This is a genomic window from Aliihoeflea sp. (assembly GCF_052435475.1).
Taxonomy (GTDB): Bacteria; Pseudomonadota; Alphaproteobacteria; order Rhizobiales; family Rhizobiaceae; genus Aliihoeflea.
Genome location: NZ_JBQVMV010000002.1, coordinates 87,004 through 99,477, shown reverse-complemented (window position 1 = coordinate 99,477; position 12,474 = coordinate 87,004). Strand labels below are relative to the sequence as shown.

Annotated in this window: 13 protein-coding genes and 1 tRNA gene; 7 read left to right on the top strand and 7 right to left on the bottom strand. The window is 65.7% G+C overall.

What is annotated here, in order from left to right; translation table 11 throughout:
• Position 1 precedes the first annotated feature (1 nt).
• Positions 2 to 955 carry a Gfo/Idh/MocA family protein gene (locus ACT6QU_RS03500; RefSeq protein ID WP_444563719.1) on the bottom strand — a complete coding sequence of 318 codons (954 nt, stop codon included), beginning with the start codon at positions 953 to 955 and terminating at the stop codon, positions 2 to 4.
• Between the two features lie 214 nt (positions 956 to 1,169).
• Here ACT6QU_RS03500 and ACT6QU_RS03495 point away from each other — a divergent pair.
• Both ACT6QU_RS03495 and yghU read left to right on the top strand, forming a co-directional pair.
• Positions 1,170 to 1,246 (top strand) — tRNA-Met (locus ACT6QU_RS03495).
• A gap of 206 nt (positions 1,247 to 1,452) precedes the next feature.
• On the top strand, positions 1,453 to 2,322 hold the full coding sequence (gene yghU / locus ACT6QU_RS03490; RefSeq protein ID WP_444563720.1) for a glutathione-dependent disulfide-bond oxidoreductase: 870 nt from the start codon (positions 1,453 to 1,455) through the stop codon (positions 2,320 to 2,322).
• 14 nt (positions 2,323 to 2,336) lie between these two features.
• On the opposite strand, the gene ACT6QU_RS03485 is transcribed toward yghU, so the two are convergent.
• From ACT6QU_RS03485 to pyrC, 4 genes are all read right to left on the bottom strand, one after another.
• The gene (locus ACT6QU_RS03485) at positions 2,337 to 3,014 is read right to left on the bottom strand and encodes a glutathione S-transferase family protein (protein ID WP_444563721.1); all 678 of its coding nucleotides are present in this window, start codon (positions 3,012 to 3,014) and stop codon (positions 2,337 to 2,339) included.
• Complete coding sequence (locus ACT6QU_RS03480; RefSeq protein ID WP_444563722.1) at positions 3,014 to 4,585, bottom strand: class I adenylate-forming enzyme family protein; 1,572 nt, start codon at positions 4,583 to 4,585, stop codon at positions 3,014 to 3,016. Before ACT6QU_RS03480 ends, ACT6QU_RS03485 begins: the two co-directional genes overlap by 1 nt.
• A gap of 64 nt (positions 4,586 to 4,649) precedes the next feature.
• Positions 4,650 to 4,844 (bottom strand): DUF3329 domain-containing protein, encoded by a 195-nt coding sequence (locus tag ACT6QU_RS03475; protein WP_444563723.1) that lies wholly within the window; start codon positions 4,842 to 4,844, stop codon positions 4,650 to 4,652.
• Complete coding sequence (pyrC, locus tag ACT6QU_RS03470; protein ID WP_444563805.1) at positions 4,841 to 5,878, bottom strand: dihydroorotase; 1,038 nt, start codon at positions 5,876 to 5,878, stop codon at positions 4,841 to 4,843. Before pyrC ends, ACT6QU_RS03475 begins: the two co-directional genes overlap by 4 nt.
• 145 nt (positions 5,879 to 6,023) lie before the next feature.
• Between pyrC and ACT6QU_RS03465 the strand changes: the two genes are divergently transcribed.
• Both ACT6QU_RS03465 and ACT6QU_RS03460 read left to right on the top strand, forming a co-directional pair.
• On the top strand, positions 6,024 to 6,566 hold the full coding sequence (locus ACT6QU_RS03465; protein WP_444563724.1) for a DUF2076 domain-containing protein: 543 nt from the start codon (positions 6,024 to 6,026) through the stop codon (positions 6,564 to 6,566).
• A 6-nt stretch (positions 6,567 to 6,572) separates the two neighbouring features.
• A complete protein-coding gene (locus ACT6QU_RS03460; protein WP_444563725.1) occupies positions 6,573 to 6,872 on the top strand; it encodes a hypothetical protein in 300 nt (99 codons plus the stop codon).
• Here ACT6QU_RS03460 and ACT6QU_RS03455 read toward each other — a convergent pair.
• Together ACT6QU_RS03455 and ACT6QU_RS03450 are read right to left on the bottom strand one after the other, a co-directional pair.
• A complete protein-coding gene (locus ACT6QU_RS03455; RefSeq protein WP_444563726.1) occupies positions 6,869 to 7,855 on the bottom strand; it encodes a calcium/sodium antiporter in 987 nt (328 codons plus the stop codon). The genes ACT6QU_RS03460 and ACT6QU_RS03455 overlap by 4 nt on opposite strands.
• A gap of 121 nt (positions 7,856 to 7,976) precedes the next feature.
• The gene (locus tag ACT6QU_RS03450; protein ID WP_444563727.1) at positions 7,977 to 9,191 is read right to left on the bottom strand and encodes an ROK family transcriptional regulator; all 1,215 of its coding nucleotides are present in this window, start codon (positions 9,189 to 9,191) and stop codon (positions 7,977 to 7,979) included.
• A 190-nt stretch (positions 9,192 to 9,381) separates the two neighbouring features.
• On the opposite strand from ACT6QU_RS03450, the gene ACT6QU_RS03445 reads away from it, so the two are divergent.
• The 3 genes from ACT6QU_RS03445 to ACT6QU_RS03435 all read left to right on the top strand — a co-directional run bounded on the left by ACT6QU_RS03445 (position 9,382) and on the right by ACT6QU_RS03435 (position 12,470).
• The gene (locus ACT6QU_RS03445) at positions 9,382 to 10,410 is read left to right on the top strand and encodes a sugar ABC transporter substrate-binding protein (protein ID WP_444563728.1); all 1,029 of its coding nucleotides are present in this window, start codon (positions 9,382 to 9,384) and stop codon (positions 10,408 to 10,410) included.
• A gap of 198 nt (positions 10,411 to 10,608) precedes the next feature.
• A complete protein-coding gene (locus tag ACT6QU_RS03440) occupies positions 10,609 to 11,691 on the top strand; it encodes an ABC transporter permease (protein ID WP_444563729.1) in 1,083 nt (360 codons plus the stop codon).
• Complete coding sequence (locus ACT6QU_RS03435) at positions 11,688 to 12,470, top strand: ATP-binding cassette domain-containing protein (protein WP_444563730.1); 783 nt, start codon at positions 11,688 to 11,690, stop codon at positions 12,468 to 12,470. Before ACT6QU_RS03440 ends, ACT6QU_RS03435 begins: the two co-directional genes overlap by 4 nt.
• Positions 12,471 to 12,474: the final 4 nt, after the last annotated feature.

Sequence of the window (12,474 nt, the reverse complement as noted above, 5' to 3'; positions counted from 1 at the left end):
ATCAATCGTGGAGGACGGTTCCGGCCGTCAGGATCTTGAGGACGCCGATCGCCTCCTCGCCGGAGGTGCGCGGCTCCTCGCGCGTCTCGATGCACTGGATGAAATGCTGCAATTCGCGCGTCAGCGGCATGCCTTGTTCGACCGGCACGTAGGACGGCTCGTTCATGGTGAACGCCCACTGGCCGCTATCTCGCCAGATGGCGTGGCGGTAGACGGCGAGCTTGCGCTCCCACGGCTCGACGTCGTCGAACACCGCCATCGCCTTTTCGCCCACGACGGTCAGCCGCCGTTCGCGATAGGGGTTGAGCCGCGAGGCGAAGAGATGGCTGCGCAGGTCGCCGGGAAAGCGCATGTGGAGATGCGCGAAATCGGACAGATGATCGAGCAGCGCGGCACCTTCGCCGCGCACCTCGATCGGGTGCGCGCCGGTGATGGCGAGGATCATCGACAGATCGTGCGGGGCGAGATCCCAAAGCGCGTCGTTCTCGGTGTGGAACTTGCCTAGGCCGAGCCGGTGGGAATGGATGTAGCGTACGCGACCGAGTTCGCCGGCGTCGATCAGCGCCTTCAGCCCCTCGAAGCCGGGATGGAAGCGCAGGACGTGACCGGTCATGAAGACGCGCCCGCAGGCCTTTGCGGTTTCGACGGCACGGGTCGCATCCTCGACGGTGAGCGCGATCGGCTTTTCGACCAGCACGTCCTTGCCGTTTTCGACCGCGCGGATCGCGGCCTCGGCGTGGAACTGCGGCGGCAGCGCCATGACGATCGCGTCGATGTCGTCGCGGGTGAAGATCTCGTCGATGCTGACGGCCAGACAGCCATGCTCGGCCGCGAAGCCTTCCGCGCGTGCGGGATTGGCATCCGCCACCGCCTGAAGCGCGCCGAGCGACTTGAGCGTTCGGATATGGTTCGATCCCCAATATCCGCATCCGAGGACGGCGATGCGCGGTTTCATCTGGCTTTCTGGTTGACGGGTTCGTGCGCAGACATAATGGGCGGACCCGCGGAACTCAACCCTTGCCGACCGCGCGCGCCGGATGTCGTGCGCAGTTGACATTAGGGAATGTGCAAGCGGCGCAAAAACCGCCCCTCCGCGCCCCGCCCTTGCTTGACAGCGCCGCCACCCGCCCCTTATATCCGCGGCACTTCGCGGCGTTCACCGCCGCCGGGGCGGAGTAGCTCAGTAGGTTAGAGCAGAGGAATCATAATCCTTGTGTCGGGGGTTCGAATCCCTCCTCCGCTACCACCTCCTTTCCATCGAATTTTTGGGTCGGTCACGTCTGCGTTCGCTATGCGGCGCGGCCGTCGTTCGGTTCGCGTCCGCGGCTCCGTCACTGGCAGATCACGCAGACGTCAGCTCAATTTTTCAAAAGAGACAGGCCGGGTTCGAGTGGCTAACGTGCCGCCATGCGCGTCGGAGACGGCGCATTGCAAATCGATCGGAGTTTTTGAATGACCGAATATACCCCGCCCAAGGTCTGGACCTGGGACAAGGAAAGCGGCGGCAGGTTTGCCAGCATCAACCGGCCGATCGCCGGTGCGACGCATGACAAGGAACTGCCTGTCGGCAAGCATCCGCTGCAGCTTTATTCGCTGGCGACGCCCAACGGCGTCAAGGTCACGATCATGCTGGAGGAACTGCTCGCAGCCGGCCACAAGGGCGCGGAGTATGACGCCTGGCTGATCAAGATCAACGACGGCGACCAGTTCGGCTCGGGCTTCGTCGCGGTCAATCCGAATTCGAAGATCCCGGCGCTGATGGACCGCAGCGGCGACAAGCCGATCCGCATTTTCGAATCGGGCGCGATCCTGACGCATCTGGCCGAAAAGTTCGGCGCCTTCCTGCCGACCGACCCGGCCGCCCGCGCCGAATGCTTCTCGTGGCTCTTCTGGCAGATGGGTGCGGCACCTTACCTCGGCGGTGGCTTCGGGCATTTCTATGCCTATGCGCCGGCCAAGTTCGAATATCCGATCGACCGCTTTTCGATGGAAGTGAAGCGCCAGCTCGACGTGCTCGACCGGCAGCTCGCCGAGCACCGGTTCATCGGCGGCGAGGAGTACACGATCGCCGACATGGCGATCTGGCCCTGGTATGGCGGGCTGGTGAAGGGCTGGCTCTACGAGGCTGGCGAGTTCCTGCAGGTGCAGGACTACAAGAACGTCGTGCGCTGGGCGGACGAGATCTATGCCCGCCCCGCCGTCAAGCGCGGGCGCATGGTCAACCGCGTCTTCGGCGATCCGGCGACGCAGCTCCACGAGCGCCACGACGCCAGCGACTTCGACACGAAGACGCAGGACAAGATCGCGACGGCAGCCGGTTGAGATAGTTCGGCCGGCTATTTCGCCAGCGCGGCGAGCGGCCGGCCGAATTCATCCACCGGGCCAAGGGACGTTGCGCCCTCGGCCTGCTGCTCCAGCGCGCGGCGATGTCCGTCGCGCGCGCGAATACGGTCGAAATAGGCGCGCACATTCGCAGAAAACTCGGGCTCGAGCCCGATCATCGTCGCTAGCATCAGCGCATAGCCGACCGAGATGTCGGCGGCGGTGAAGCGGCTGGCGCAGAGATAGTCGCGGTTGCCGAGCCGCGCGTCGACGGCGCGGAGCCGCGCCAGGAACCAGCGCGCATAGTCGTCGGCCACCTGCGGCAGGCGCCGCTCCTCCTCTTCGAAATGCCGATACCGCAGGACCAGCGTCTGCGGGAAGGTCAGCGTTGCCTCGCCCATGTGAAGGAAGTTGAGATAGGCGCCATAATCTGCTTCGTCGGGTGAAACGGCAAGCGGGCTCGGCCCATATCGGGTCGCAAAATAATGGCAGATCGCGCTCGATTCGGTCATCCGCGTCTCGCCGTCGAGCATCAGCGGGATCGTGCCAAGCGGGTTCATGTCTTTATAGCCGGGCGCGAGGTAGCGTGGCGGGAACGGCAGGACATGGAGCGTATAGGCGAGGCCCATTTCCTCCAGCGTCCAGAGTGGACGGAAGGAACGGGCGTTCACGCAGTGGTAGAGTTCGATCATCAGTCGTTTCCAGTGCTGCCGGTGAGGCGCTTTTCGAGTTCGTGCCGCATGATCTTGCCGGTGGTGCTGCGCGGCAGGTCGGAATCGGTGACGAAGTGGATTTCCTTCGGCACCTTGTAGCGCGCGATCTCGGTGCGGCAGCGCTCGATCAGCGCGCTTGCGTCGAGCTTCGCCTTCGCCACCACGAAGGCGATCGGCACCTCGCCCCATTGTGGATCGCGCTTGCGCACGACGACCGCGTCGGCCACCCCCGGCTGGGCGAGCAGCACGCGCTCGATCTCGGCCGGATAGACGTTCTCGCCGCCCGACTTGATGAGATATTTGCGCCGGTCGACGAAGGAGAGCGTGCCGTCCGGGTTACGCCGGAAGACGTCGCCCATGTGGAACCAGCCGCCGCGGAAATCCTCGGCGTTGGCGGCCTCGTTGTTCCAGTAGCCGGAAAAGAGCGCCGGGCTGCGGATCGCAAGTTCGCCAGGTTCGCCGTCCGGCACCTCGCGGTCGTCGGGATCGACCAGCCTGATCTGGCAAAACGAACTCTGGCGCTTGTCGAGCGAGGTTGGCACCACGCCGACCGGTATGGTCGAGAGCGAGGCGGGCGGAAAACCGGTCTCGGTGGCACCGAACGTGTTGAGGTAGGGTGCGCCGACCGCGCTCGTGATCTCGGCAAGCTGCTCGCGCGGGACGAGATCGGCCATGACGCCCACCCACCTGACGCCGCGCGCCGGCCGTCCCTCCGCCTTCATGGCGTCGAGGAATGCGGTGATCATGCCGGGCATCAGCGTCAGCCGGCCGAGCGTTTCGGTGGCGACGATCCGCGTGAGTTGACCCGCGTCGAACCCATCGGTGACGATCACCTTGCCGCCCTGGATCAGCGTCATGAAGACCGTGTCGGTCGAGACCATGTGGAAGAGCGGCGCCCAGGCGACGAAGGCGTCGTCGGCCGTGTTCGGCATGTCGGTCATCTGGATATAGGCACGTGCGATCTCGGCCCGCTGGCTGATCAGCGCACCCTTCGGCATTCCGGTCGTGCCGCTCGTATAGAGGATGACTAGCCCGTCCTCGCCGTCACAGCGGTCGGGGACCGGCGCTTCGCTGGCAGCGGCGAGTGCGGCCTCGTAAGCTTCGCCGAATTCCAGCGTCGGCGCGATGTCGGCGAGGGCTGCCGCGCGTTCGGCAAAGCGGTTCGAGGCGAGGATCAGCTTCGGCGCGACGAGTTCGACGCAGTGACGCAGTTCGGCATCGACCAGCCGCCAGTTCTGGCAGGCAGCGATGATGCCGAGCTTGGCGCAGGCGATGAAGCTCTCGATATATTCGCAGCGATTTTCGGAGACGATGGCGACACGCTCGCCGCGCGCGATGCCGAGGCCGGCGAGATGGCCCGCGAGGCGATTGCTGCGCCGGTCGAGCTCGCGATAGCTGATCTGCCGCTCGCCTTCCTGAAGCGCGATGCGCTCTGGCCCGCTGCGCACGGCGTTGGCGAAGAGCGCGCCCATGGTGAGGCCGGACGACAGCCTGACGATGCGCGGATCGATGCCGGGCGCGCGCGGCGCCGGCTGGTCTTCGTTCGTCAACGCATCTCCTCCCGATTCACGCGACGTTCGGAAGGGAGCATGGCCGGGCGCCCGGCGCAACGCGTCAGTCGGGCTCGCGCGGATTGAAATTGACGAAAAAGCCCCAGACCGAGAGGGCGAAGAAGGCGGCGAATATCAGGCCCCAGACCGTGGCGCCGGTGTAAAACTCGAAGATCGCCCAGCCGCCGGCGACCGCGCAGACGGCGAGCCTGATCCACAGCGGGCGGAAGAACGGATGGTCGGTGTCGAAGACCTTCACGCGACGACCCAGTGGAGTGGGAACATCGGATCGAAGATCGTGATGTCGTCCTCGCCCGTATTGCGCTTCCTTGGATAATCCCACGCCGCCTCGCGCTTTTCGAGCGTGATCGTCGCCTCGTTTGGGGGCAGGCGGTAGAAGGCCGGCCCGTTGAGCGATGCAAAGGCTTCGAGCCGGTCGAGCGCACCGTCTTCCTCGAACACGTGGGCGAGGCAGGACATGGTGTTGAGCGAGGAATAGATGCCCGCGCAGCCGCAGGCGCATTCCTTCAGCGGGTCGACATGCGGCGCCGAGTCCGTGCCTAGGAAGAAACGCGCATCGCCCGAAGTCGCCGCCTTGCGCAGCGCCAGCCGGTGTTCTTCGCGCTTGGCGACGGGCAGGCAGTAGTAATGCGGACGGATGCCGCCGGCGAGGATCGCGTTGCGATTGATGATGAGGTGATGCGTGGTGATCGTCGCGCCCATGTTCTCGGACTGCGAACTGACGAAATCGACGCCGTTTCTCGTCGTCACATGCTCCATGACGATGCGCAGTTCGGGCAGCCGCTCGCGCAGCGGGGCGAGAACGCGCTCGATGAACACCGCCTCGCGGTCGAAGATGTCGATCGACGGATCGGTGACCTCGCCATGGACGCAGAGCGTCATGCCGATCGACGCCATGCGTTCGAGCACCGGCATGATCTTGCCAATGTCGCGCACGCCGCTTTGCGAATTAGTCGTCGCGCCGGCCGGATAGAGCTTCACGGCGGTGACGAGACCGGAGCGGAAACCCGCCTCGACATCGTCGGCACTGGTGCCTTCGGTCAAGTAGAGCGTCATCAGCGGGGTGAAGTCGTGGCCGGCGGGGATAGCTGCGAGAATGCGCTGACGGTACGCCTCGGCATCCTTCGTCGTCACCACCGGCGGCACCAGATTGGGCATGACGATCGCGCGGGCGAAATGGGCGGACGTGTCGGGCGTCACCGCCTCCAGCACCGCGCCGTCGCGCAGATGGAGGTGCCAATCGTCCGGCCGCCTGATCGTCAGTTGCTTCATCTCGTCCTCCAGCCGCATCTTGCGGCCTTCCTTAGACGATTTCGGCAGCGGGCCGAAAGACCACCTATATGCTTTTCGAAGAATGGCGCGGGATCGAAAGCATGAGCCCGCGAATTCAGATGTCGGACAATGGAAGGAGAGCGCTATGGACCGCAACGACCAGCAGGCAATCGAGGATCTGTTCGGCAAGCTTGCCGAGGTGGAGCGGCAGGGGCAGCCGCGCGACGGTGAATCGGAGAACTTCATCCGCGATCGGATCGCCCGCCAGCCGGGCGCGCCCTATTACATGGCGCAGACCATCGTCGTGCAGGAAGAGGCGCTGAAAGCCGCGCAGGCCCGCATCGCCGAGCTCGAATCGAACGCGTCGCAGGGCTCCGGCGGATTTCTCGGCGGCCTCTTCGGCGGCGCGTCGCCGAGCGCACGCGGCTCCGTTCCCCGCGTCGGCCGCTCGCCGATGGGGGCGCCCGCCATGCCGGCGCGTGGCGCTGAGCGCCGTTCGGGTGGCGGGTTTCTGGCAGGAGCCGCGCAGACCGCGATGGGCGTGGCCGGCGGCGTTCTTCTCGCCAACATGCTCGGCGGCATGCTGGCCGGCGACGCCGAGGCTGCCGATGCAGGCGTCGACGATACGGAAGCCGATTTCGAGGACCCCGGCATGGATGGCGGCGATTTCGGCGATTTCGACATCTGACGCTTCATGATCCGCGCCTATATCCGCGAGCGTATTGACGGGACGGTGCCGCTCGGCACCGTCTTCTGGCGCGACATGATGCTGATCGGCACCGTGCTCGCCGTCGCCAGCACCGCTTTGGCGCTGGCGGTCTTTGCCGGCGACGCGCCGACGGCGCTCGGCGTCTTCGTCTTCCTGTCGCCGCTGCCCTACAATGTGCTGGTGACGATGGGCGTCTGGAAGGCTGCCGACCAGGCGACGCCCGTCTGGCGCGACCTTGCCCGCATCGCCGCGCTTCTTTGGCTGATCGCCGCGACGATCCTCTAGGCTGCGCTGCCCGTCGGCCAGAGGAAGGCCATGTAGGCGACGTAGCCGGCCAAGAGCAGCGCCCCCTCCCACCGTGCGATCCTGCGCCCGGTATAGGCCAGCACCACCAGCAGCAGCGATGCGGCGACCATGACGAAATTGTCGAACGTGGCGATTTCCGCAGGCACTTCGCTCGGCGCGATCAGAACGGTCGCGCCGCCGATGCCGAGAATGTTGTAGATGTTGGAGCCGATGATGTTGCCGAAGGCGACGTCCGCCTGCTTGCGGAATGCGGCGACGAGCGAAGTCACGAGTTCGGGCATGGACGTGCCGATCGCGACGATGGTGAGCCCGATCACGGTCTCCGAAATGCCGTAGGAGCGCGCGATGGCGACCGCGCCATTGACGAGTAAGTAACCGCCGCCCACCACGATGGCGAGCCCGACGACGGCCGTCGCGAGGCCCATGAGAGTCGAGCCGCCGGAGCCGGCCGTCAGCGCCGGATCGACGCCCTGCGCGGCCGCCGACTTGCCATGCGCAGCGCCATGATCGGGCGTACCGCCACTTTCCTGACGGAAGGCCGTGAAGATGTAGGCCGCCAGCGCCGCCAGGAAGGCGATGCCCACGGCGCGGCCGAGCGGCATGGTCAGCGCGAGCACCGTGAAGACGACCGCGACCGCAACCATCACCGCGCCGTCGCGCCGCAACGCGCCCGACGCGATGGCAATCGGCGTGATCAAGGCAGAAATGCCCAGGATCAGGAGAAGATTGGCGAGGTTCGATCCGACGATGTTGCCGAAGGCGATGCCCGGCGAACCGTTCAACGCGGCCTGGACCGACGTCACCAGTTCGGGCGTCGAGGTGCCGAAGCCGACCAGCGTCAGGCCGATGACGAGCGGTGAGACGCCCATGTTGCTGGCAACCTTGACGGCTCCGCGAACCAGAAGCTCGCCGCCGATGACGAGCATGACGAGGCCTGCGATGAGCGGCAGCCAGGTTTCCATTCAGGTCTCCGTGAAATGCGCGGGCGACCCGCGAACGTGATGAACGGCCTATAGATAAGGCTCGCCACGCCGGTTCAAGAGTTCGCCGGCGCAAGACCGGAAAAATTCGGCGCTCGCCTCCTTATGCCGGTTTCAAGAGCCCATTCCTGTCGACCAGGAAGCGCTCGGACAGCGGGATCGCCGCTGCGCCGAGCGTGCGGGCCGCGGGTCCGAGCGAGCCTTCTGCGAACAGGGGTTCGCCAACGCCCGACAGATTGAGGCTTCGCATCCGCGCCGCGGCCACCGCGACGAGCCGCCTGCGCACATCCGCCGGCATCGACCCGTCGATGATGACGGCGTCGAAATCGACCAGCGCGACGGCGGCGAGCGCCGCATCGGCGATGCCCTGCCCCGCCGCCTCGATCCAGCGGTCGAGAATGGCGGCATCGACGTCCCATGCCGCCGGCGTTTCCCAAAGGCTCTCCGCCGGTCGGCCGGCCGCCTCCAGCAATTCCTCCAGCCCGGAAATCGACGCGCGCTCGATGAGCTGGACGGTGCGGCCATCCTCGCCGCGCACGGGCATCGACCCGACCGCCCCGGCATTGCCACTGCGGCCCGTATAGAGCTGCCCGTCGAGGACGATCCCGCCGCCGATGAAATAGCCGACATAGAAATAGAGGAAATCGCCGGCCGGCACCTCGTCGCCGAAGATGAGCTCGGCGCCGCAGGCCGACGAGGCGTCGTTCTGCAGGAAGACCGGAAACGGATAGGCGCGGGCGAGTTCGGCGCGGATGTCGAGCGTTTCCCAGCCGGCGAGATCGGTCGCCGGCGCGCCGATGCGCGCGGACCACTGCCAAAGCTGGAACGGCATTGCGACGCCGAGCCCGGCAATGCGCGAGCGAAGGTCCGGTGCGACCTCGGCCACGACCGCGTCAATCGCGCCATGGGCGAATTCGAGCACGCTGCCGGGTGTCGGCCAGCGATAGATCAGCGTGCGCCGCGCGCGGATCTTGCCAACGAAATCCATCAACACGAGTTCGCTCGAACGACGACCGATCTTGAGGCCGAGGAACAATGCACCGTCGGGTGCAAGCGACATGGGAACGGACGGCTGGCCGACCCGGCCGCGCTGCGGCTTGCCCTTTTCGAGCAGTCCGTCCTTCTCGAGAGCGCGGATGATGACCCAGGCGGTCTGCGTCGAAAGTCCGGTGACGCGGGCGATGTCGGCCTTCGACATGGGTCCCTGGCGACGCAGGATCGACAGCACGAGCCGCTCGTTCCAAGCGCGCATGCCCGACTGGTTGGAACCGCGAAGCTGCGGTTCAGGCTGCAATGTCGTTTGCGGATCGTCCAGCAATGCGCCCTCCCAAGCGTTATCGGCGAACATGCAGCCTGGCACCACAGGCGTCAATTATAAATTAGATTGATTTATTAATTGACTCTCGATGCCGATGGTGGTTCCCTGACGGCAGATTGCGATGGCCGCATGCCGGACGCGCAATGGTTCCGCCAGGAGGTGGCGGTCAGTTCAACGGAGGATTTTCGCGATGAAGACAACGCTCAAGCTTGCTTTGGCCGCAACCGCGCCGCTTGCCCTGATGCTGGCCGGCCCCGCCGCCGCGCAGGAGGAGGTCTCGGCCTGCCTCATCACCAAGACCGACATCAACCCTTTCTTCGTCAAGATGAAGGAAGGCGCGACGGCCAAGGCGCAGGAACTCGGCGTCAAGCTCTCCACATTCGCCGGCAAGATCGACGGCGACCACGAGACGCAGGTCCAGGCGATCGAAAGCTGCATCGCGTCCGGCGCCAAGGGCATCCTGCTCACGGCCTCCGACACCAAGGCCATCGTGCCCGTCGTCCAGCAGGCGCGCGAGGCCGGCATTCTGGTCATCGCGCTCGACACGCCGCTCGAGCCGATCGACTCCGCCGACGCCACCTTCGCCACCGACAATTTCAAGGCCGGCGAGCTGATCGGCCAGTGGGCCGCCGCGACGCTTGGCGCGGAAGCCGAAAACGCCAAGATCGCGCTTCTCGATCTTGCCCCCAGCGCGCCGTCGGTCGATGTCCTGCGCGACCAGGGGTTCCTCAGCGGCTTCGGCATCGACATCAAGGATGAGAACCGGATCGGCGACGAGGACGACGCCCGCATCGTCGGCCATGACGTGACCGACGGCAACGAGGAAGGCGGGCGCACCGCGATGGAGAACCTTCTCCAGCAGGACCCCGACATCAACGTCGTCTACACGATCAACGAGCCGGCCGCCGCCGGCGCCTACGAGACGCTAAAATCCTTCGGCAAGACCGAAGGCGTGCTGATCGTTTCCGTCGATGGCGGCTGCCCGGGCGTCCAGAACGTCTCCGAAGGCATCATCGGCGCGACCTCGCAGCAATACCCGCTCGACATGGCCTCGCTCGGCATCGAGGCGATCGCCAAGTTCGCCGAAACCGGCGAGAAGCCCGCGCCGACCGAAGGCCTCGAATTCTTCGACACCGGCGTCACGCTGATCACCGATGCACCGGCCGATGGGGTCGAGTCCATCGACTCGGCCGAGGGGCTGGACAAGTGCTGGGGGTGAGGAGCGTTCCGCGCAGCGGATGAAAAGCCAACGATTTGGCTTTTCAAGCGACGAACGCCCGGAGCCATAGCGAAGAGCCGGACGACGCTGCAGTCGCATGTGCCATTTCCCCTCCCCCCGTGCGGGGAGGGAAGCATCGCCGCTTTGACCGCGATGCCAATCAGGATCACACTCGCTTCGCTTTGGGAGGAAGTAGCCATGACCGACACAAGCGCCCTGCCCCCACGCGGGCAGGAGTTCGAGGCGTCGCTGGACAAGAGCGACCGCTCCGTCGCCGCCTTCGAGGGCCAAGACAAGAACGTCATCGACCGGTTGCAGCATGCGCTCCATGCCAATCCGACGATGGTGCCGTTCATCGTGCTCGCCCTGAGCATCGTCGCATTCGGCTTCATCGCCGGCGCGAATTTCTTCTCCGCCTTCAACCTGTCGCTGATCATGCAGCAGGTCTCGATCATCGGCATCCTTGCGGCAGCGCAGAGCCTCATCATCCTGACCGCCGGCATCGATCTGTCGGTCGGCGCGATCATGGTTCTGATGTCGGTCGTCGCGGGCAATCTCGCCGTTTCGATGGGCGTGCCCGCGCCGCTCGCGATCGGGCTCGGCATGGTCGGCGGTGCGGCCGCCGGCGCACTGAACGGCCTGTTCGTCACGCGCTTCAAGCTGCCGCCCTTCATCGTGACGCTCGGCACCTGGAACATCTTCTTCGCGCTCACGCTGTGGCTGTCCGGCGCGCAGTCGATCCGTAGCCAGGACATCGACGCGGCGGCGCCGCTCCTGAAATTCTTCGGCCAGAGCTTCCGCATCGGCGGGGCGCAGTTCACCTATGGCTCGATCCTGATGGTGCTGATCTTCGCCGTGCTCTGGTACATGCTGAACCGCACCGCCTGGGGCCGCCATGTCTACGCCATCGGCGACGACAAGGAAGCGGCCGAACTCTCCGGCATTCGCACCAACCGCACGCTGTTGTCGGTCTATGCGCTCGCCGGCCTCGTCTGCGGCCTTGCCGCCTGGGCGTCCATCGGCCGCGTCGGCTCGGTCTCGCCGCAATCCTTCCAGGAAGCGAACCTGCAATCGATCACCGCCGTGGTGATCGGCGGCATCTCGCTCTTCGGCGGGCGCGGCTCGATCATGGGGCCGCTGGTCGGCGCACTGATCGTCGGTGTCTTCAACTCGGGCCTGCGCCTCGCCGGCGTCGACGTTCTCTGGCAGGTCTTCGCCATCGGCTGGCTCACCATCGTCGCCGTCGCCATCGACCAGTGGATCAGGAAGCTTTCGTCATGAGCACCCAGCCCGTTCTTTCCGCCCGCGGCCTCGTCAAGCGCTATGGCCGCGTCACCGCTCTCGACCGTGCCGATTTCGACCTCTATCCGGGCGAAATCCTCGCCGTCATCGGCGACAACGGTGCCGGCAAGTCGTCGATGATCAAGGCGATCTCTGGCGCGATCCGGCCGGACGAAGGCGAAATCCGCCTCGACGGGCAGATCGTGAATTTCAGCTCGCCGATGGAGGCGCGCGACGCCGGCATCGAGACGGTCTACCAGAACCTCGCTCTGTCGCCGGCACTCTCGATCGCCGACAACATGTTCCTCGGCCGCGAGATCCGGAAGCCGGGCTTTCTGGGTCAGACCTTCCGGCTTCTCGACCGGCCCGCGATGGAAAAGATCGCCCGCGACAAGCTCTCCGAACTCGGCCTGATGACGATCCAGAACATCAGCCAGGCGGTGGAAACGCTGTCGGGCGGCCAGCGACAGGGCGTCGCGGTGGCGCGCGCGGCGGCGTTCGGCTCCAAGGTCGTCATCATGGACGAGCCGACGGCGGCGCTCGGCGTCAAGGAATCTCGCCGCGTGCTCGAACTCATCCTCGACGTGAGAAAACGCGGCATGCCGATCGTGCTCATCTCGCACAACATGCCGCATGTGTTCGAGGTCGCCGACCGCATCCACGTCCATCGCCTCGGCCGGCGCCTCTGCGTCATCGACCCGAACGAGCACACCATGTCGGATGCCGTCGCCTTCATGACTGGCGCGAAAGCGCCGCCGGAACTGGCCGAGGCGGCGTGACGCG

What these genes read in the sequence shown, in the direction of transcription:
- ACT6QU_RS03500 (WP_444563719.1), bottom strand. Translation starts at nt 955, where the DNA reads ATGAAACCGCGCATCGCCGTCCTCGGATGCGGATATTGGGGATCGAAC.
- yghU (WP_444563720.1), top strand. Translation starts at nt 1,453, where the DNA reads ATGACCGAATATACCCCGCCCAAGGTCTGGACCTGGGACAAGGAAAGC.
- ACT6QU_RS03485 (WP_444563721.1), bottom strand. Translation starts at nt 3,014, where the DNA reads ATGATCGAACTCTACCACTGCGTGAACGCCCGTTCCTTCCGTCCACTC.
- pyrC (WP_444563805.1), bottom strand. Translation starts at nt 5,878, where the DNA reads ATGAAGCAACTGACGATCAGGCGGCCGGACGATTGGCACCTCCATCTG.
- ACT6QU_RS03465 (WP_444563724.1), top strand. Translation starts at nt 6,024, where the DNA reads ATGGACCGCAACGACCAGCAGGCAATCGAGGATCTGTTCGGCAAGCTT.
- ACT6QU_RS03460 (WP_444563725.1), top strand. Translation starts at nt 6,573, where the DNA reads ATGATCCGCGCCTATATCCGCGAGCGTATTGACGGGACGGTGCCGCTC.
- ACT6QU_RS03455 (WP_444563726.1), bottom strand. Translation starts at nt 7,855, where the DNA reads ATGGAAACCTGGCTGCCGCTCATCGCAGGCCTCGTCATGCTCGTCATC.
- ACT6QU_RS03445 (WP_444563728.1), top strand. Translation starts at nt 9,382, where the DNA reads ATGAAGACAACGCTCAAGCTTGCTTTGGCCGCAACCGCGCCGCTTGCC.
- ACT6QU_RS03440 (WP_444563729.1), top strand. Translation starts at nt 10,609, where the DNA reads ATGACCGACACAAGCGCCCTGCCCCCACGCGGGCAGGAGTTCGAGGCG.
- ACT6QU_RS03435 (WP_444563730.1), top strand. Translation starts at nt 11,688, where the DNA reads ATGAGCACCCAGCCCGTTCTTTCCGCCCGCGGCCTCGTCAAGCGCTAT.